This window comes from Segatella copri (assembly GCF_009495355.1).
Taxonomy (GTDB): Bacteria; Bacteroidota; Bacteroidia; order Bacteroidales; family Bacteroidaceae; genus Prevotella.
In genome coordinates this window covers 65,033-83,922 of record NZ_VZAD01000097.1, presented here as the reverse complement: position 1 = coordinate 83,922, position 18,890 = coordinate 65,033, and the positions used below count along the sequence as shown (strand labels likewise).

General features: G+C 47.9%; 19 protein-coding genes and 1 pseudogene. 16 read left to right on the top strand and 4 right to left on the bottom strand.

Annotated elements, in window-relative coordinates; translation table 11 throughout:
• The 12 genes and pseudogenes from F7D20_RS12695 to F7D20_RS12650 form a co-directional block, all read left to right on the top strand.
• Nucleotides 1–618 (top strand): ISAon1 family transposase (locus F7D20_RS12695; protein WP_194253566.1); only part of this gene is annotated, 618 nt, incomplete at its 5' end.
• A 158-nt stretch (nt 619–776) separates the two neighbouring features.
• The gene (locus F7D20_RS12690; protein WP_158464361.1) at nt 777–1,325 is read left to right on the top strand and encodes an NUDIX hydrolase; all 549 of its coding nucleotides are present in this window, start codon (nt 777–779) and stop codon (nt 1,323–1,325) included.
• Nucleotides 1,326–1,340: 15 nt separating this feature from the next.
• Nucleotides 1,341–1,613: pseudogene (locus F7D20_RS13260) on the top strand (LysO family transporter); the annotation flags it as partial.
• 126 nt (nt 1,614–1,739) lie between these two features.
• Complete coding sequence (locus F7D20_RS13255) at nt 1,740–2,339, top strand: LysO family transporter (RefSeq protein WP_158464365.1); 600 nt, start codon at nt 1,740–1,742, stop codon at nt 2,337–2,339.
• Between the two features lie 65 nt (nt 2,340–2,404).
• A complete protein-coding gene (locus tag F7D20_RS12680) occupies nt 2,405–3,094 on the top strand; it encodes an HAD family hydrolase (RefSeq protein ID WP_158464360.1) in 690 nt (229 codons plus the stop codon).
• A 75-nt stretch (nt 3,095–3,169) separates the two neighbouring features.
• Nucleotides 3,170–3,988, top strand: coding sequence for a 3-methyl-2-oxobutanoate hydroxymethyltransferase (panB, locus tag F7D20_RS12675; RefSeq protein WP_158464359.1), 819 nt, complete (start codon nt 3,170–3,172; stop codon nt 3,986–3,988).
• Nucleotides 3,989–3,996: 8 nt separating this feature from the next.
• Entirely contained in the window at nt 3,997–5,172 is a 1,176-nt protein-coding gene (locus F7D20_RS12670) for an MFS transporter (RefSeq protein WP_158464358.1), read from the top strand.
• A gap of 55 nt (nt 5,173–5,227) precedes the next feature.
• Complete coding sequence (locus F7D20_RS12665; RefSeq protein ID WP_158464357.1) at nt 5,228–6,685, top strand: glycoside hydrolase family 28 protein; 1,458 nt, start codon at nt 5,228–5,230, stop codon at nt 6,683–6,685.
• A 131-nt stretch (nt 6,686–6,816) separates the two neighbouring features.
• On the top strand, nt 6,817–7,329 hold the full coding sequence (locus F7D20_RS12660; RefSeq protein WP_158464356.1) for a nitroreductase family protein: 513 nt from the start codon (nt 6,817–6,819) through the stop codon (nt 7,327–7,329).
• 39 nt (nt 7,330–7,368) lie between these two features.
• Entirely contained in the window at nt 7,369–7,494 is a 126-nt protein-coding gene (locus tag F7D20_RS13170; RefSeq protein WP_262884598.1) for a hypothetical protein, read from the top strand.
• Nucleotides 7,495–8,039: 545 nt separating this feature from the next.
• Nucleotides 8,040–8,879 (top strand): 4-(cytidine 5'-diphospho)-2-C-methyl-D-erythritol kinase, encoded by an 840-nt coding sequence (ispE, locus tag F7D20_RS12655; protein WP_158464355.1) that lies wholly within the window; start codon nt 8,040–8,042, stop codon nt 8,877–8,879.
• A gap of 99 nt (nt 8,880–8,978) precedes the next feature.
• A complete protein-coding gene (locus F7D20_RS12650) occupies nt 8,979–9,590 on the top strand; it encodes a DNA alkylation repair protein (RefSeq protein ID WP_158464354.1) in 612 nt (203 codons plus the stop codon).
• Between the two features lie 424 nt (nt 9,591–10,014).
• Here F7D20_RS12650 and F7D20_RS12645 read toward each other — a convergent pair whose 3' ends face one another.
• Genes F7D20_RS12645 through F7D20_RS12635 form a run of 3 tightly spaced genes read right to left on the bottom strand, consistent with a single transcriptional unit; the run spans nt 10,015 to nt 13,027 of the window.
• Nucleotides 10,015–10,566 carry an NUDIX hydrolase gene (locus tag F7D20_RS12645; protein WP_367383934.1) on the bottom strand — a complete coding sequence of 184 codons (552 nt, stop codon included), beginning with the start codon at nt 10,564–10,566 and terminating at the stop codon, nt 10,015–10,017.
• Nucleotides 10,567–10,599: 33 nt separating this feature from the next.
• Entirely contained in the window at nt 10,600–12,558 is a 1,959-nt protein-coding gene (locus F7D20_RS12640; RefSeq protein WP_158464353.1) for a dipeptidyl-peptidase 3 family protein, read from the bottom strand.
• 19 nt (nt 12,559–12,577) lie between these two features.
• Nucleotides 12,578–13,027 carry a helix-turn-helix domain-containing protein gene (locus tag F7D20_RS12635; protein WP_158464352.1) on the bottom strand — a complete coding sequence of 150 codons (450 nt, stop codon included), beginning with the start codon at nt 13,025–13,027 and terminating at the stop codon, nt 12,578–12,580.
• Between the two features lie 200 nt (nt 13,028–13,227).
• Between F7D20_RS12635 and recQ the strand changes: the two genes are divergently transcribed.
• From recQ to F7D20_RS12615, 4 genes are all read left to right on the top strand, one after another.
• The gene (gene recQ, locus F7D20_RS12630) at nt 13,228–15,039 is read left to right on the top strand and encodes a DNA helicase RecQ (RefSeq protein WP_158464351.1); all 1,812 of its coding nucleotides are present in this window, start codon (nt 13,228–13,230) and stop codon (nt 15,037–15,039) included.
• A gap of 74 nt (nt 15,040–15,113) precedes the next feature.
• On the top strand, nt 15,114–15,860 hold the full coding sequence (kdsB, locus tag F7D20_RS12625; protein ID WP_158464350.1) for a 3-deoxy-manno-octulosonate cytidylyltransferase: 747 nt from the start codon (nt 15,114–15,116) through the stop codon (nt 15,858–15,860).
• A 29-nt stretch (nt 15,861–15,889) separates the two neighbouring features.
• Nucleotides 15,890–17,236, top strand: a complete 1,347-nt coding sequence (tilS, locus tag F7D20_RS12620; RefSeq protein ID WP_158464349.1) for a tRNA lysidine(34) synthetase TilS — start codon at nt 15,890–15,892, stop codon at nt 17,234–17,236.
• Nucleotides 17,233–17,787 carry a helix-turn-helix domain-containing protein gene (locus tag F7D20_RS12615; protein WP_158464348.1) on the top strand — a complete coding sequence of 185 codons (555 nt, stop codon included), beginning with the start codon at nt 17,233–17,235 and terminating at the stop codon, nt 17,785–17,787. Before tilS ends, F7D20_RS12615 begins: the two co-directional genes overlap by 4 nt.
• On the opposite strand, the gene F7D20_RS12610 is transcribed toward F7D20_RS12615, so the two are convergent.
• On the bottom strand, nt 17,736–18,803 hold the full coding sequence (locus F7D20_RS12610; RefSeq protein ID WP_194253565.1) for a helix-turn-helix domain-containing protein: 1,068 nt from the start codon (nt 18,801–18,803) through the stop codon (nt 17,736–17,738). The two genes, F7D20_RS12615 and F7D20_RS12610, sit on opposite strands and share 52 nt — an antisense overlap.
• Nucleotides 18,804–18,890: the final 87 nt, after the last annotated feature.

The window sequence follows — 18,890 nt, the reverse complement described above, 5'->3', positions numbered from 1 at the left end:
CGACTTATAGCCAGACGCTGTTTCCCGAATGCAATGCGTACCATAGACCGCTTTCATATACAGAAACTTGCATGTGATGCCTTGCAGGAGATGCGCATCGCGCATAGATGGGATGCCATTCAAGCAGACACGGACGCCAGGGAAGAGGCCAAATGTTTGGGTGAAGCATACACTCCAATTGTGCTTGCAAATGGTGACACCCACAAGCAGTTGTTGGCTCGCAGCAGATATCTGCTTTTCAAATCTGCCGACAAATGGACAGAAAGTCAGAGACAAAGAGCTGAGGTACTATTTGAAACGTATCCTGACCTTAAAGAAGCCTATTCGCTTACACATTCATTAAGAATGATATTTTCCAAGAATACCGTCAAAGATGCAGCTAGACTCTCGCTTGCACGCTGGTATAACAAAGTGGACGACTCTGGTTTTAAGAGTTTCAATGTTATTGCCGCCACGCTTTACGAGCATTATGATGAAGTCTTGAACTTCTTTGTCAACAGGGCAACTAATGCTTTTGCAGAGTCATTCAATGCTAAAATTAAGGCGTTTAGAGCTGCTTTAAGGGGAGTAACGGATATAAAGTTCTTTCTTTTCAGACTTACAAAGCTATATGCTTAATCCCCCCTGGTTTATCGGGTGAGCCTAAATTTTCATGCTTTTCAAGTGTTTTGTGAGTAATATGTGAGTAAAATAGACAAACAAAGATGACGGTTTTTGCACCTATCATAAGATTATCCGAAAGAATTTTAGTAATTTTGCAGCCAAAAATGAGAAAGATGGAAAATAACGATATGAAATGGAAGACGCTCTCGCAACGCTATCTGATAGAGAAGCCCTGGCTCACGGCAAGGGTTGACAAGGTGGAGTTGCCAACAGGGGCTGTCATTGACGAGTATTATGTGTTGGAATACCCCGACTGGGTGAACACAATAGCCATCACGAAGGAAGGTAAGTTTGTTTTTGTGCGCCAGTACCGTTATGCCTTGGGCAAGACGGTGAACGAGTTGTGTGCGGGCGTTATAGAGAAAGGTGAGGAGCCTATGGCTGCTGCCAGAAGAGAGTTGATGGAGGAGACAGGATTTGGTGGTGGAAACTGGCAGGAATGGATGACTATTTCTGCCAACCCAAGCACGCATACCAATCTGACTCACTGCTTTTTGGCGACAGACGTTGAACTGTTGAGTGAACAGCACTTAGATGAGGGTGAGGATGTGCAGGTGCGCATCTTTACACGCCAGGAAGTGGAAGATATGTTGCAGAAAGGCGAGGTTTGGCAGAGTTTGATGGCAGCCCCTTTGTGGAAGTATTTTGCCCTTAATCAATAAGGCTGTCGAGAAGTTATGTTTATAGTCATCCTGTTTATCTTTTGGGGAATCCTGTCGGGAGTTCTCTGTCGCAAGCTGTCGACAGGAGCACGCATCTCACTCACCGATGTGGCTGCGCGATGGCAGGGCAGAATCGTCACCTGGCTCGTCTGGCTGTTGCTCTTCCTGTTGGGCATTGAGGTGGGAAGCAACGAGATGATTGTCCGCTCTCTGCCCACGCTTGGTGTAGAGGCTTTGTTGCTCTCTTCGGCTGCCACCTTGGGCTGTTGTGTCTTAGCCTGGATGCTTTGGAGAGTTTCGAAGAACAATACCGTGCAGGAGAATGCGAAGTATGAAACTTCTGCCGAGAAAGAAGGGAATCCTGCCGAGAAAGAAGGCTTGCAAGGATCTTCTCTCATCCGTGGGCTGAAGGTGATGAAGGGAAGTCTCATTGTGGTGGGATTCTTCGTCATAGGCTTGCTGGGCGGAATAGAGAAGATGGTGCCTTCATGGCTTCTTGATGGAGACGTGAGTTTTGTGGCACTCTGTGGCTTGCTGCTCTTCGTGGGATTGGGCATCGGACTGAATCCAGAAATGAAGAAGGAGGTTCGTTCGTTGAGTCCTCGCATGGCATTGTTGCCTGTTGTCACGATAATAGGCTCGTGGTTGGGAGCGTTGCTGATATGGACAGTGCTTCACCGCACCCTGTCCGACTGCATGGCGATAAACAGTGGCTTCGCCTATTATTCGCTGTCGAGTATCTTCATCACCGAATATCGTGGTGCCGAATTGGGAACCATAGCCCTCTTGGCTAACATCATACGCGAGATGCTTACCCTGTTGGGTGCTCCGCTGATGGCCCGTTGGTTTGGTCCGCTGGCACCTATTTCTGCAGGAGGAGCCACCACGATGGACACCACCTTGCCCATTCTCTCGCAGACCGTGGGTCAGCGCTATATCGCTCTGAGCATCTATCATGGTTTTGTGGTCGACTTCACCGTGCCCTTCCTCGTCAGCTGGTGGTGTATGGTTTAAATTAAAAGAATTTGCGCAAATGGGGAAGTTAAAGAAGTTAAGTAAGAACAATTTATATAAGAAACATGATAAAAGCAGCATTATTTGATCTCGACGGAGTGGTGCTCGATACAGAGACCCAGTACTCCGTATTCTGGGGAATGATAGGTAAGGAATATCATCCAGAGTTGCCCGACTTCGCCCTTCGCATCAAGGGACAGACGCTGGTGCAAATCTACGATAAATATTTTTCCGATGATGCCGTCTTCGCCCATGTGGCAGACTATCAGGGCGTAGAAGCAGAGCAAGCCCGTATTACCCGTAGGCTCGATGAGTTTGAACTGCACATGAAGTACGACTATATCGTGGGCTTCGAAGCCTTTGTTGCCGATCTGCGAGAGCATGGCGTGAAATGTGCCGTGGTGACCAGCAGTAACATGGCAAAGATGCGCAGCGTGTACGAGCAGCATCCAGAGTTGGAGTCTTACTTCGATCGTGTGCTTACCAGCGAGGACTTTGCCCGCAGCAAGCCCGATCCCGACTGTTACCTCAAGGGTGCTGCCTGCTTTGGTGCGAAGCCAGAGGAGTGTGTAGGACTGGAAGACAGTTTCAACGGACTGCGTGCCGTGAGGGCATCGGGCGCATTCACCCTTGGACTTGCCACCACCAATTCGCGTGAAGCCATCGCTCCATTTTCCGATTATGTGATCGATGATTATCAGGACTTTGGCTATGAAGACCTGTGCAAGGTGGTAGACGAGAGGGGCAAAAAGTGAAAAAAAAGGCTTTTTTCTTTGTAGTGTGCCTAAATAGCTGTAACTTTGCACTTGATTTCAAAAACAGACAAAAAAATGGGATATTTATCGACTGACAAGAAGAAAATCACCACCAAGACCTTTGCTGAAATGAAGCAGGCTGGCGAGAAAGTTACTATGCTTACCGCTTACGATTTTACTACCGCAGGCATTATCGATTCAGCAGGAATCGACAGCATATTGATAGGCGACTCTGCCTCTAACGTCATGGCAGGCAACGCCAATACACTGCCCATCAGCGTAGACGAGATGATCTATCATGCCCGCAGTGTGGCACGTGCCGTCAACCATGCTCTCGTGGTATGCGACATGCCCTTTGGCAGTTATCAGATAAGCCGCGAGGAGGCGCTGCGCAATGCCTGCCGAATGATGAAGGAGACGGGTGTGGACGCACTGAAGTTGGAAGGTGGTATCGAAATCATCGACACCGTGAAGTCGCTCATCGATGCAGGTATTCCTGTACACGGACACTTGGGACTCACCCCACAGAGCGTCAACAAGTTTGGCGGTTATGGCATCCGTGCCAAGGAGGAAGCCGAGGCTGAGAAGTTGATCAGCGACGCTATCGCCCTCGACAAAGCTGGCTGCTTTGCCATCGTTTTGGAGAAAGTGCCAGCCAAGTTGGCTGCCGAGGTGACACGCCAGGTAAAGGCTGTAACCATAGGTATCGGTGCAGGCGCTGGTTGCGACGGACAGGTATTGGTTTATGCCGACGCCTTAGGAATGACTAAAGGTTTCAAGCCAAAGTTCTTGCGCCACTTCGCCCATGTGGGTGAGGAGATGACCAAGGGGGTACAATCGTATGTCGATGCAGTGAAGACAGGAGGCTATCCTTCTGCCGAAGAATCTTACTAAATTAAAGTATGGATACACAGAATACACCAGTACATCTGAAGTTATGGCATCGTGAGTTCTGGATGCTGGCTCTTGCCAATCTGCTGCTCATGATGTCGGCTTATAGCTTGCTGCCCACCTTGCCATTCTATCTGTTGGGCAGAGGACTGGACGGCATGCAGACAGGACTGGTTATGGGAATATATGGAGCAGGACTCTTTGCCCTGGGCGGGTTCTGCTCTTATTATGTTCAGCGCTATCGTCGCAACCATGTATGCCAGTACTCCATCCTGGGCTTGGTGCTCTGTATGGGCCTGGCTTATTATTTAGAGTTTGTGCTGGGAGTGGAGATGGAGTTCCGACTGTTGCTCTTGGTTCGTTTTGCCATCGGAGCCTTCTTGGGACTGGCAGCGATGGTGCTGGGCAGTACGCTGGCGATAGACATCTGCGAGTCGTTTCAGCGCACGGCAGCCAATCACATCATAGCATGGTTTGGCCGACTGGCTTTGGCCATGGGACCTTTAGCAGCACTCATAGTCTATGGCTTCTGGGGCTATTGTTACATCCCCGTATTTTCGGGTGTGCTGGCACTTGCATCCTTTGTGCTGATAGCGATGGTGCGTTTCCCCTTCAAGGCCCCATCCGAGAAGATGCCACTGTTCAGTCTTGACCGCTTCTTCCTGCCGCAGGGCTTGCCTCTCTTTGTTAATTTGATACTCATCATGATGGTGGTTGGCGTGCTGTTGGCTCAGGTTCACAGTGTTACCTACTATGCTATGTTGTTGGCAGGATTGGCCATGGCAATAGTGGCTGAGCGTTTTGCCTTTGCCAATGCCGAACTGAAGAGTGAGGTGCTTACGGGTATCATCGTGCTGGCAGCGGCTGTGCTGATGGAGTTCACCCATCAGGCACGTGCACTCGATTACATGCAGCCAGCCATGATAGGCTTTGCCTCTGGCATCACCGGAAGCCGTTTTCTGCTTTTCTACCTCAAGTTGTCAAAACACTGTCAGCGAGGCACCAGCCAGAGTTCTTTCTTCCTGGCATGGGAGACGGGCATCAGTCTGGGCTTCCTCCTGAAGTTTGGTTTCCTCTCTTCCGACAGCAGCCGTGCGCCTTATGCGTGCTTGGGACTGCTGGTCATCAGCTTGGGGCTCTACAATTTCTTCGTACACCCCTGGTACATGAAACATCGCAACAGATAACACCCCGAACTACTCATATATTTAGATAATAGCAATTAATCAAAGCACTTAACCTATGAAAACTAAAACAAATCTCTTGGCAGCAGTATGTCTTGCATTCTGTTGCCTCACAGCGAACGCACGGCAGGTGAACTGCGGTTCGCATTCTCATTCCAAGGACGAAAATACGTGTCATCAGTCTTCTGCCGTAGAGCAGGAGAGGGTACGACTTCGCGACAGTATCCTTACTAACATTTCCGGTGCAAAAATAGCAGAAAAGACTCTGCTTATCAGCCGGTTGGGAGCTAAGAACGATGGTAAGACTGACTGCCGGGCTGCCTTTGCCAAGGCCATCAGGAAGGCTTCTGCCATGAAGGGAGCAAAAATTGTGGTTCCCGCGGGTACCTATTATATTAAGGGACCTATCGTGCTGGCAAGCAATGTCTGTATCGAACTGCAGAAGGGCGCCACACTGAAGTTTGCACCCGAGGAGAAGTATTATCCCGTGGTTAGCACCAGCTGGGAGGGAACTTTCCTCTATAACTATTCGCCCTTCATCTATGGTTATGGATGCCATGATGTAGCCATTATCGGCGAGGGAACCATCAACGGAAACGCCATGACGACTTTTGCCCAGTGGCGACCCAAACAGAAATTTGACAAAGACTTGAGCCGCAAGATGAATCATGAGGAGGTGGCACTGAAGGACCGCCAGTTCGGTAAGGGGCACTGGCTGCGCCCACAGCTCTTGCAACTGTACAACTGTCAGGGCGTAACCATTGAGGGAGTAAAGATTACCAACTCTCCTTTCTGGTGTGTGCATCTGCTGAAGAGCGAGAACATCATCTGCCGCAATCTGCGTTATGATGCTAAACTTGTGAACAACGACGGAATAGACCCAGAGTGCTCGCGCAATGTACTGATAGAAGGCGTGGAGTTTAACAACGGCGACGACAACGTGGCGATCAAGAGCGGACGCGACAATGACGGATGGAACGCCAAGATGCCTTCTGAGAACATCATTATCCGCAACTGCCATTTCAAGGGACTGCACGCTGTGGTGATAGGAAGCGAAATGTCGGCAGGTGTGAGAAACGTGATTGTAGAAGACTGCGACTATGCGGGCTATTGCAAGCGCGGCATCTTCATCAAGACCAATCCCGACCGCGGTGGTTTTGTAGAGAATGTGTATGTGAAGAACTGCAGTTTCGACGAGGTGGAAGACCTCTTTTATGTCACCAGCCGTTATGCTGGTGAAGGGCAGGACAATCATTACTTCTCTACCATCAGAAATATTTTCATCGACGGACTGAAGTGTAACAGTGTGAAGCAAGCAGCCCTTGTGCTCCAAGGTACTCAGGCCAAGCCTGTCTTCAACGTCATGTTCAACAATGTGGATGTAGCGAAGGCAAAGATAGGCCTTAGTTTCGAAAATGCCTTGGATGTCAACATAAGTTCCAGCCACATCGGTGGCAAAGTAGGTACACCTACGACCGTAACTCCTCAAGATAATCTTTTCGGAAAGGAGAAATAGAAGTTTTAAGAAGATATTCTGTTAATATCCCTCAAATGTTTTGGCGTTTGAGGGATATTTTGTACATTTGCGATGTGAAATTTACAATTATTTTCAATTTTCCAATACGAACCTGAATAAAGTAGAAGATTATGCAAGATTTTAAATCATTAGCAGGCGAGCGATTCTCCGCCCGCAAGTTTACGGCAGAACCTGTTAGCAAGGAAGATCTGGAGTATATAATGGAGTGCGTACGACTGGCTCCTTCAGCATGCAACCGCCAGCCCTGGAAATGGCTCATCGTACGTTCGGAACAAGCAATGAAAAAATTGCAGGAATGCTACGACAGAGAGTGGTTCAAGACGGCTCCTATGTATATCATCGGTATGAAGAACACCGAGGACAATTGGGTGCGAAAGTACGACAACAAACCTCATGGTGACATTGATGTGGCGATAGCTGCCGAGCATCTTTGCCTGGCTGCCACAGAACGCGGATTGGGTACCTGCTGGGTATGTGCCTACGATAGCAACAAGATGAAGGAACTCTTCCCATGCGAGGGCTACGAGGCTGTGGTGATCATTCCTTTCGGCCATATGGCAGAAGACTGTCCGCATAATCCTAAGAATCGCAAAGCCATGGACGAAATCATAGAGGAAATCTGAGTTGGGAAGACAAAGTATCAGCCAGGTAAAGTCGTGGCTGTGGGTTATAAGAATGGCAAGCGTGTGTTGGTAGAAACAGTGGAAACCACCAAACCAGTCTATAAACTTGTCTTGAGCACCGAACGTCAGACTATCAAGGCAGATGGTCAGGATTTGGCAGTCTAAAGTTGACTTGCAATGCAGACCGCTTGAAAGATGGAAAAATTTCAGTTATAGCAGAATAGATATTTTGTGCCACTTTGCGCCACTTACGCCAATGCGCCAAGTGGCACAAATATAGAAAATATAGAAAAAAAACAGTATTTATGGTACTTTTGGTAATGAAATGCCACATGGCACTTTGGCACAAGTGGCACAAACTTCATATATGAAAGGAGAGTTCCTATATCAATTATTTATCATAATGTCCATTAATCTCTAAAAAGAGAACTAAGAAATTAGGAATAAAAGATATATATTTTATTATACGAGAACACATAAGAAAATAGAAAAAACAGCAAGGAATAAACTTACTTGCCTGATTCATTTCGAATAGTTTAGTTTTGTTATAAGCTTTTTTTATTTTTGTAAGCGAAAAAAAATAAAATTAATTTTGCTTTATGTATGAATTATCGTATCTTTGCATAAGATAAGCTGCGCTCGGCAGATATTCAAGCAAGCTTGATGTTCTCTGCAATTTTACAGTATAAACCCTAAACAGAAATAAGTATATGATTACATTTCCTTGCGCCAAGATAAATCTTGGACTTAATATCGTAAGTAAGCGTCCGGATGGTTATCATAATCTTGAAACCGTCTTTTATCCCATACCTCTTACTGATGCACTTGAAATCAAGTACATGGATGAGAAATTTCCAAGTGAGTCACCCTGTGACCTTAAAATCACAGGAAATGATGTCGACTGTAATGAAGAAGACAATCTTGTGATAAAAGCTTATCAGCTCTTGGCTGCCGACTTCCAGTTGCCTCGTGTTCATGCACATCTCGTGAAGCGCATTCCCACACAGGCTGGTTTGGGAGGCGGTTCTTCCGATGCAGCCTATATGATTCGCCTTTTGGATGAGCGTTTCCGACTGAATATTGGTATACCTGAGATGGAACGTTATGCAGCCAAATTAGGTGCAGACTGTGCTTTTTTCATCACCGCTGACCCTTCTTATGCCGAAGGAATTGGTGATGTACTGATGCCTGCCGATGTGCCTGGCGCTGGTCTTGGCGGTTACTATCTGGCTGTGGTAAAGCCCTCAGTAGCAGTAAGTACGCGTGACGCGTATGCAGCCATTGTACCAAAGACTCCGGCAAAGTGCTGCAGAGATATTGTCAGACAGCCTATCGAGACGTGGAAAGATGAGCTGGTAAACGACTTTGAGGCTCCTATCTTTGCTATGCATCCTGAGTTGGCTGCCATCAAACAGAGCCTGTATGATGCTGGCGCTGTGTATGCTGCCATGAGCGGAAGCGGAAGTGCCCTCTTTGGTATTTTCCGTGAACAACCCACAGGCTTGGAGAAAGAATTCGAAGGTATGTTCTGCCAGGTGATGAAGCTGTAATTCCAGTTTCCCTATGGTAGGGAAAAGCCCCTACTCTTTCAAGCTTGCTAAATTTCTCTATTTAATAAAAACAAGAAATTATTTGTTAATCAGATAGTTATGAATGAACAGACACATCAGAAACTGATGGAGATAAAGCGATCTTTCAGGTTGCTTATGAGTGGCCCCACCTCACAGTCGATGCGCGATAAAGGCATTGAATATAAGATCAACTGGGGTGTTCCCTTTGTAGAACTCAAGAAGATGGCAACGGAATATGGCAAGGATTATGATCTGGCTATAGAGTTGTGGAAGGAAAACATCCGTGAATGCAAGATATTGGCTACACTTATCATGCCTGCAGAACAGATGCTCCCAGAAATTGCTGATTTATGGATGGAACAGGTAGCAGGTCAGGAAATGGCGGAAATGCTGGCGTTCAATCTGTTGCAGTATGTCGACTATGCGCCTGTAATAGCTTATCAGTGGATAGCCTCAGACAAGCCTCTCTACGAGATTGCCGGTTACCATATTCTTGCGCGCCTGTTTGCTGCCAAACGAGAGGCCAACGAACGGGGCATCAACGAGTTTCTTGACCAGGCAGCCATTGCGTTGCAAGGTAATCATATGGGTGTAAAACATGCAGCAGCCAACTGTGTGATGCGCTTTGCCGACATGGATGAAAGCTATGACACCATCGCTCAGAAAGCGTTGAAAGGTATCTTGTTCTGATTATTATAGATCTATATCTTTCGCTCAGAGATTTGTGGGAGCGAAAACGGGAAAATTATCTTTCGCTCCCATAAACATCATACTTACAGGAAGGAAACACCATGCATAGATGGTGAAAACTACAGACTTATAAATGTATGTATGGCGTGTATCATACTGTATCAAAGTGTATCACACTGTATCAGAGTGTATCACTTTCGAATCGATACAAAATGATAGATAAAATACTATATATCAGATAGTTAGAGTGTATCAAACCCGATACAGATGTCGTCGTAGAATCTATCCAGCGATACACTCCTGTATCGCACTGATACAACCTAACTATCTATATATCAAATAGTTAATATATATTTTGTATCAAAAATTGGAATGATACACTTTGATACAGAAATATTGAATTTAACTCCCTTATCTCCTTCATTTAATCGGATTGATTCTCTTTCTGATTCAAGAAGAAGCGTTTGTATTCATTCTCAAAGTTGGGAGTAAAGATATTCTTTCCCATATTCTCGCTGATCTCCTCTTTGCTCCAGAAGCGTCCGCCTGCCAACTCATCCTTATCAGGACAGACCGGTCCGTCGTAGACGCAGCGATGAACGTAAACAAGTTCTTTTTCCTTCAGGCTTTCGAATACATAATGCCCCATGCTGACGGGCTCATAGTCGGTCATTCCTAACTCCTCTCTCACCTCTCTGCGAAGCGCAATTTCTACGCTCTCGCCCAGGTCAACATGTCCTCCGCAAGCCGTGTCCCATTTGTCGGGCTGAATATCTTTCCAGGCAGGACGATGTTGCAAGTAGAGTTCTCCCCTGCTGTTGAATACATGCAGATGCACCACCGGATGCAGGATTTTACATCCATCGTGGGCATGTCCGCGACTGATGGCACCGAGGATGTTTCCCTGTTCGTCGACGATGGGAAACTGCTCTTCCTCGTTGTCGTGATGCTGATTGATTACTTTAGATTCTATCACAACTGAAAGTTTATGAATGTTCTTATTGTTTCATTATAATGTTCCATACTCTTCAGAGTATCGCAGCATCTGGTCGGTGTAGCTCTCAGTGTAGTCTAAAAGCACATCTACAGGATTGCCTTGCTCGTCATAAAGGATCGTCATTTTGGGATTGATGAAACCCTTATAGGGCACCAGATTAAGCAACTCGTATCGCTGTCTGATTTCGTGATGCAACGTTGGGTCGATGTTGACTGCATACTCTTCCACCAGACTGCGAGCAGCCTCGAAGTCACCCTCGCTCTTGATGCGCTGAATTTCGGCAAGCAGTGTTCCGAAAACATTCCTCAGTGCTTCATAATCTGTGATCTGCACATAGGTCTTGCCTTCACGCTGAACGAGCGATACAGCTCCTTGTGAATGACGAAGAGTCCACCAGGCGATGAGTGCACGGTTGCGCATGTGGGCCTCCTCTATCTTGTCGCCTTCCTTGATACGGATGGTTTGAGTGAGCAGACCATTCATCAGATATGTATAATACTGCGCCTTGTAGGCCTCAGCATCGGGCAGGAGTCCCAGTTCCACCAGTTTCTCGTCGGCCATATAATACAAGCCAAAGAGGTCGGCGCGGGCTTCCTCGATGGTATTGCCGTAAGCCTTCAGAGCATCAGGGTCGGTTCCTGGCAACAGTTGACCGCTGCCGTGTCCCAAACATTCATGCAGGTCGGTATGCAAGTCGTCCGTCAGGTCGGAATATTTCTCTATCATGGCGAGAGTATCCTTGTCGATGACAAACTCCTCATCGAATCCGTTGCCATGAGCAGCCTTTTTGTATGCCTCGGTCAGATTTCCTATCGTGACACTTTTCGATCCATAGGTCTGTCTTATCCAGTTGGCATTGGGCAGGTTGATGCCTATTGCCGATGCAGGATATTCATCACCACCGAGCATGGCAGCACAGATGACATTGGCAGTGACTCCCTTGACCACGGGTTTGCGGAAGCGTGGGTCAACAGGCGAATGGTCTTCAAACCACTGGGCGTAGCTGCTGATGGTCTGTGTTCGCTTGGTGGCCTCGATGTCTTTGTATTCTACGATTCCCTCCCAGGTACCCTTCAGTGCCAGTGGGTCGCCATACACCTCAATAAAGCCGTTGACGAAGTCGACCATACCCTCCTGCTGTTCTACCCAGGCTATGCTGTAGCGGTCGAAAACAGCCAAGTCGCCCGTATGGTAGTATTTCAGCAGCAGGTCGATGACATGACGTTGCTGCTCGTTCTCGGCATACTTCTGAGCCTTACGGAGCCATGAAGTTATCTCGCGGATGGCCTCACCATACATGCCATTCTCAGCCCACACCAACTCTATCATCTCGCCATTGCGCTTGGTGAGTTTGGAGTTCAGTCCGTACGAGGGAGCCTCTTCGTTGCCCTGCTCCTTCATTTTGGCATAGAAGCGCTCCACCTCGGCTTGCGTCACATTCTCATAGAAGTTGCAGGCCGACGTCTTCACCAGGTCTTCGCCGTCAGTCTGATTGACGCGCTTGGGCAATACGGTGTCGTCAAAAATCACCGGCACGAGCTCGTTGAGGAGGTCTTCCTTGTTCTCGCCTCTCTTCAGTGGCAGCAGTTTCTCGTCCATGCCGTCGATGAGTTGATAGAAGTACTCTTCGCTGAAGTCGGGCTTCATCTTCTCGCAACCATAGTGATGATAGATGCCGCTTGAGAACCATACTCTCTTGAGATAGACAACGATTTTCTGGAACTCGTCACTCTCAGCCTCCTCGCGTTCCTTATAATATAGGTATAAGGCCTCGAGGGTTTTGCGTATGCGCAGGTTGTATTTACCCTGCTGGTCGAAGGTGATGTCGCGTCCCATCAGCGTGGCTTTGGCCAGGCAGAAGATGTACAGTTTCTGAGAGAGCGAAAGGTTCTCGAAACCATTCAGGCGATAGCGCAGCATTTGCAGGTCGGCAAAGCGCTCGTCACTATACTTAAACTGATTGTCGTGCATGATGTGATATTGATGTTCTTTATTTTTTCTTCTTCTCTTTCTTCAGTTCTGGATGAAGATTCAGATATTCCATGCGGAAGTCGCGTGGTGTGATGCCTTTCTGCTTATAGAATGCCGAATAGAAGCTTTGGCGGTTGGCGAAGCCCACCATGGAAGCCACATCCTCCATGTTGAGTTTCAGATAGCGGCGGTCGATGAGTATCGACATGGCCTCGTCGATTCGGTACTTGTTGATGAGTGTGGCATAGTTCATGTGGAACTTCACATTGCATACAGCCGACACATATCGGCTGTTGGTGTTCAGGTCCTGTGCCAGTTTCTTGGCCGAATAGTCCTTGTCCATAAACTTCCTCTGGATGAGCAGAATGTTCAGTATCTTGGTGTGCAATTCATCCAGTATATCGGGATTGATGCTTTCCTGATAGCTTGCCCCCGACTCTTTGTATTCTCTGATATTATATTTTGCCATATTTGTTTTGTATGTTTATTCATCATTAGTCTGTACGATAAAAACCATGGATTTCACCCGTAGTGACCCGTTGTTTTGTAACGTACGTACGAAAGTTTTACATTTAGGCTTGCAAAAATAATGAATTTATCCCATTTTATCAAATATCTTGCTTATTTTTTATAAAAAAATCATTACCTTTGCCAGAAATTATCATAAAAATGCAAATAAGCGACCTATTGAGAAACTACTACGGATATGATTTCTTCCGACCCAACCAGGAAGCAATCATCCGTGAGGTGATGCAGGGCAACGACTGTCTTGTGCTGATGCCGACAGGTGGAGGCAAGAGTATCTGCTATCAGATTCCTGCCCTTGCCTTGCCAGGAACGGCTGTCGTTGTCTCGCCGCTTATCAGTTTGATGCACGACCAGGTGGAAACGCTCAAGGCCAACGGTATCGCTGCCGCCGAGCTGAACAGCAACAACGACTCCACCGACGAGATGATCATACGCCGCAGATGTATGTCGGGTGACCTGAAACTGATTTATGTCTCGCCCGAAAAACTGATCAGCGAGATACCTTTCCTGTTCAGCAACATCAAGATCTCGCTATTTGCCATCGATGAGGCCCACTGCATCAGCCAGTGGGGACACGATTTCAGACCCGAGTACTCGCAGTTGGGAACCATCAGAGAGCATTTCGCCCATGTGCCCATCATTGCCCTTACAGCCACTGCCGACAAGATAACACGACAGGACATCGTGAAGCAACTGCACCTGAATGGCAAGACATTCGTCAGCAGTTTCGACCGTCCCAACCTGAGTCTTTCGGTGAGACGCGGCGGAACCAAACAGGAGAAACTGCATTATATCTATAGATTTATCAACGGCCATCCTGGCGATGCAGGCATCATCTATTGTCTTTCGCGCAAGAATACTGAGATGGTGGCGATGGAGCTAAAGAAGAAAGGTATCAATGCCGCGGCTTATCATGCAGGTCTGAGCACTGAGGAAAGGGCTTCGGTGCAGGAACGATTCAAGATGGACCAGGTGCAGGTGGTATGCGCCACCATAGCCTTCGGCATGGGTATAGACAAGGGAAATGTGAGATGGGTCATCCACTACAACCTCCCCAAGAGCATTGAGAGTTTCTATCAGGAGATAGGCCGAGCCGGACGGGATGGGGCTCCAGCCGACACGGTATTGTTCTACTCGATGGCAGACGTCATCCAACTGCGTTCCTTTGCGGAGGAAAGCGGACAGAAAGAGGTGAACATGGAGAAACTGAAGCGTATGCAGGAATATGCCGAGTCGAGGGTATGCAGACGAAGAATCCTGCTCAACTACTTCGGCGAGGAAGCCACCCACGACTGCGGACATTGCGATGTGTGTGCCCATCCGCCACAGACCTTCGACGGAACAGTGCTGGTGCAGAAAGCCCTCAGTGCTGTGGTGCGTGCCGGCGAGAAGATACATATCAGTACCTGCATAGATATCTTGCGTGGAACACACTCGCCTGCTGTCGTGAAGAACCACTATGATGCCCTGAAGACCTTCGGTGCAGGAAGAGACCATCTCGCACGCGACTGGCAGGACTATCTGTTGCAAATGTTGCAGATGGGATTCTTCGAGGTGGCTTACAACGAGCATGGAGCGATGAAGGTTACTTCTCAGGGATGGCGTGTACTGAAGGGTGAGATGCCCGTGCAGTTGGTACTACTGCAGAAAAAGACTGACGAGATACCCGTGGTCCATGCACGAAAGGTGTCGTCGAAGAAGCCGAAAGCTGCAGAAGGGTCGCTCTTTGAAAGATTGCGGCAACTTCGCAAACGGCTTGCCGACGAACAGGGCTATCCTCCTTACATCGTGCTCTCCGACCAGTCGCTGCACGAACTTGCTTCCGTCAAGCCGCGCACCATGGAGCAATTTGGAATGATCCATGGTATCGGCGAGTACAAACGTAAGAAATATGGCGAGATCTTCCTGAAGGAAATCAGAAAGGTAGACAGACAGGAAGGAGAAATGTTCTGAACCCAGCGAAAAAAGTTGCTTACTTCAGAACAAACGATAGTTGAAGATTTTTAAAAACATAAAGATATACGATTATGAAGTTTATAGGAATCATTCCAGCCCGCTACGCTTCTACGCGTTTCCCGGGCAAACCATTGGCCCTGCTGGGTGGCAAACCTGTCATTCAGCATGTTTACGAGAAGGTGGCTGCCGTGCTCGAGACTGCTTATGTCGCCACTGACGACGAGCGCATCTATGATGTTGTGAAATCGTTTGGCGGTCAGGTGGTGATGACACGCACCGACCACAAGAGCGGTACCGACCGTATAGAGGAAGCTATCGAAAAGATAGGAGGCGAATGGGACGTGGTGGTAAACGTTCAGGGCGATGAGCCCTTTGTGGCAAAGAGCCAGCTCGACACCATCTGCCATTGTTTTGACGATCCTACCACACAGATAGCCACACTCGGAAAACCTTTCGAGAGCATGGAGGCTGTACAGAATCCCAACAGTCCGAAAATCGTAGTCGACAATATGGGCTTCGCCATGTATTTCTCGCGCAGTGTCATTCCTTATGTACGAGGAAAAGAAAAGTCTTCCTGGCTCACTCACTACCCTTTCCTGAAGCATCTTGGCATTTATGCCTATCGCAAGGACGTACTGCGTCAGGTTACCCAACTGCCACAAAGTTCGCTTGAGATAGCCGAAAGCCTGGAGCAGTTGCGGTGGTTGCAGAATGGCTTCAAGATAAAGGTGGGAACCACTGATGTAGAGACCGTTGGCATTGACACGCCACAGGACCTTGAGCGTGCTGAGGAATTTTTAAAATCACAGCTTCTCTAACTTCTGAACCCAGCGAAAGTTATTAGTACATGAATATATCTCGTTTCGAACAGACTGTAGAGCAGTTTATTGCCCGGCATCAGTTGCTGGACAAGGACAAACCATGCCTCGTAGCCTTGTCGGGAGGTGCCGACAGCGTATCCCTGTTGTTGGCGCTTCTCCATCTGGGCTATAAGACAGAGGCCTGTCATTGCAATTTCCACCTCCGTGGCAGTGAGTCAGTACGCGATGAGCAGTTCTGCGTCTCACTTTGCGAACGTCTTAGCGTGCCCCTTCATCGCATACACTTCTATACGGAACAGTATGCATCGCTTCATAAGGTAAGCATCGAGATGGCGGCTCGCGAACTGCGTTATCGCTATTTCGAACAGCTCATCCAGGACTTGGAGGCGCAGGGTGTCTGTGTGGCTCATCATCGCGACGACAGCGTGGAGACGTTCCTCATCAATCTGATAAGGGGTACGGGCATCAACGGACTGACAGGCATCGCTCCTCGAAACGGACACGTACTGCGTCCGCTGCTCGATGTGAGCCGTGAGGATATTCTGAAGTATCTGTCTCTGCAGCAACAGGAGTATGTGACAGACAGTACCAACCTGGTCCCCGATGTGGTGCGCAACAAGATCAGACTGCAGGTTCTGCCCCTGCTTCGCACCATCAATCCTTCGGTTTCCGACAGCATTGCCACTACGGCAACCCATCTGGCTGAAGCCAACAAGATGCTCATTGCAGCCTTGTCGGACAGCCGTCTTACCCAGACCGACAGCAAGGGTATCACAGCCATAAGCAAGGAGGAGTTGCTGTCGAAGGCAAGTCCTGAGTTCGTGCTCCATGCCCTGCTCTCGCCTTATCACTTTCAGGGAACCTCTATCCGTGAAATCCTCAACAGTATAGATGCTGTAGGCAAAAAATGGCAATCATCTACACATCAGGTGGTTATCGATCGTAATGCTATTCTCGTCAAAGCCTTGGAGAAGGGCAAGCAGTCTTGTACTCTCAAAATACCGGAAACGGGTAAATACAGTTGTGCAGAAGAACAATATATCAAGGTGGAAAGCCATGCCAGAACTCCAGACTTCCGTCCGAGCAGAAAACCGATGGTGGCAACCCTTGATGCCGACAAAGTAGAGTTTCCTCTCACCTTAAGAAGGACCATCCCTGGCGACCGTTTCCGCCCTTTCGGTATGAAAGGAAGCAAACTGGTAAGCGACTTCTTAACAGACATCAAGTGCAATGCCTTCGAGAAGGAAGAACAGTTGGTGGTAGAGGATGCCAGTCAGCGCATCGTATGGTTGATAGGCAGAAGAACCGCTGATGACTTCCGCATTGATGACTCCACAAACCAGATACTACAAATAGAATATATATCAACATGAATTTCATCAGTAATCACTTCGTCAGCATCAGCCTTTTGCTGTGCATTGTGGTGCTCTTGTTTCACATACGCGATCTTCGCCATAAGCTCAGACGCCTGTCTGCGCTTGTAAGACGACTGCATCTTCAGGAACGTTCGCTCCTGTCGGAACTGGAAAACAAACCGCAGGCCAAACTCAGCAAAGAGGAAAGTCTCTTTGTACGTATCTGTCAGCTGATGGATGAAGATAAGCCTTATGCCAGTCCCGACTTTAAGCCCGAAGACCTTGCTGCGAGCTTAGGTACCAACCGCACTTATCTGGCCAATGCCATCAAACGTTATGGAGGCGGACTCACCATTAGCCAGTTTATCACGCGTTATCGACTGCGCTATGCCTCACAACTGCTCGAAAGAACCGACCTCGACCTGAGTGTCAATGACGTATCACAGATGGCGGGCTTCTCGTCGCGCTCTACTTTCAACAGACAGTTTGCCCTGTTCTTCAATGACACACCGTCAGACTATAAGGACATGCTGTCGCGCCAACGGGCAGGCGAGACACCCTCCAAATGAGAGAAAACTTTAGAAAAATAAGAGAGAGAAGAGAATCCCGAGAGATAAGCCACGTTTTCGAGTTTGTCCTTGGGATTCTTCCGCATCAGCTCCTTGGCCTTCGACACACGCAAGCCCGAAACCCACTCGCTGAAGTTCACGCCATGAGTCTCCTTGAGAAAGCGTGAGAGATAGGTGTGGTTGGTTCCCACATAGGTGGAAAGAGAATCGAGGGTAAGGTTGGGCTCGGTATATTTCTCCCGGGCAACCCAGATTTTCAGTTTGCTCTCCAACAGGTGATACACCACTTTGCTGTGGGTTATTTCCGGCTGACAGACGGACTTCTCCTGTTCTTCCCATTCCATATAGGCTTTTTCTATGTCGCCATAGGGCTGACAATGATTCAGGAAACTGATGACAACGAAGAAATTGAAGACCAAAGCATAGCATTGGAAAAAGAAGTTGAACCATATTCCTTGGAAAATAGAAATAAATGCCAGCAGGCCATATACCACCATGAGTAAGATGAGTCGGTTGGTCCATGCCACAAATCTGCGTTTATCGTCAGCGAAATAGTTAGCCATCACCTTGTCGTTGTGCAGGTAAAGTTTGCGGAACTTATAAAGGAAACTTACGATGTATTCGATAAGCAGGAACGAGATGAATGCTGCAATTCCCCATCTTATCTTCTCGAACAGTGGCAACATTGACAAGGCGCTTATCGCTATGACTCCCACCCATCTGAAGGCATCCGTCAACAGCCGGCGACGGGTAAGATAGTGATGGTCCAGAAGATTGCAGAGCGCATAGTTGAATATAATGTAGAGCAGATAAATGGCGATGATCTCGTTGTAAATATCCAACACATCGGGCTTGGTAAACCTATCATCGAAAGTGATGCCCCAAAACATAATGTTGAGGCTCATGACAAGATAGCCTGCCGCCAAAAGACTCTTTGAACGTCGGTAAGGTTGGTAAATATTGTTGGCTGGTGCCTTAAAGAAGAGAAGAAACAGTCCGAAAATCAGACTTGCCACTCCTATGCACAGCAAAAAATCTTGGTAAAACAAGTTGGGTGACATCATATTGGTAGGTTTGGTTTATAACTTATCTTGCAGAGATCC

What these genes read in the sequence shown, in the direction of transcription:
- F7D20_RS12680 (WP_158464360.1), top strand. Translation starts at nt 2,405, where the DNA reads ATGATAAAAGCAGCATTATTTGATCTCGACGGAGTGGTGCTCGATACA.
- tilS (WP_158464349.1), top strand. Translation starts at nt 15,890, where the DNA reads ATGAATATATCTCGTTTCGAACAGACTGTAGAGCAGTTTATTGCCCGG.
- F7D20_RS12650 (WP_158464354.1), top strand. Translation starts at nt 8,979, where the DNA reads ATGAATGAACAGACACATCAGAAACTGATGGAGATAAAGCGATCTTTC.
- F7D20_RS12640 (WP_158464353.1), bottom strand. Translation starts at nt 12,558, where the DNA reads ATGCACGACAATCAGTTTAAGTATAGTGACGAGCGCTTTGCCGACCTG.
- ispE (WP_158464355.1), top strand. Translation starts at nt 8,040, where the DNA reads ATGATTACATTTCCTTGCGCCAAGATAAATCTTGGACTTAATATCGTA.
- F7D20_RS12690 (WP_158464361.1), top strand. Translation starts at nt 777, where the DNA reads ATGGAAAATAACGATATGAAATGGAAGACGCTCTCGCAACGCTATCTG.
- F7D20_RS12660 (WP_158464356.1), top strand. Translation starts at nt 6,817, where the DNA reads ATGCAAGATTTTAAATCATTAGCAGGCGAGCGATTCTCCGCCCGCAAG.
- kdsB (WP_158464350.1), top strand. Translation starts at nt 15,114, where the DNA reads ATGAAGTTTATAGGAATCATTCCAGCCCGCTACGCTTCTACGCGTTTC.
- F7D20_RS13255 (WP_158464365.1), top strand. Translation starts at nt 1,740, where the DNA reads ATGAAGGGAAGTCTCATTGTGGTGGGATTCTTCGTCATAGGCTTGCTG.
- F7D20_RS12615 (WP_158464348.1), top strand. Translation starts at nt 17,233, where the DNA reads ATGAATTTCATCAGTAATCACTTCGTCAGCATCAGCCTTTTGCTGTGC.
- F7D20_RS12665 (WP_158464357.1), top strand. Translation starts at nt 5,228, where the DNA reads ATGAAAACTAAAACAAATCTCTTGGCAGCAGTATGTCTTGCATTCTGT.
- F7D20_RS12670 (WP_158464358.1), top strand. Translation starts at nt 3,997, where the DNA reads ATGGATACACAGAATACACCAGTACATCTGAAGTTATGGCATCGTGAG.
- F7D20_RS12635 (WP_158464352.1), bottom strand. Translation starts at nt 13,027, where the DNA reads ATGGCAAAATATAATATCAGAGAATACAAAGAGTCGGGGGCAAGCTAT.
- recQ (WP_158464351.1), top strand. Translation starts at nt 13,228, where the DNA reads ATGCAAATAAGCGACCTATTGAGAAACTACTACGGATATGATTTCTTC.
- panB (WP_158464359.1), top strand. Translation starts at nt 3,170, where the DNA reads ATGGGATATTTATCGACTGACAAGAAGAAAATCACCACCAAGACCTTT.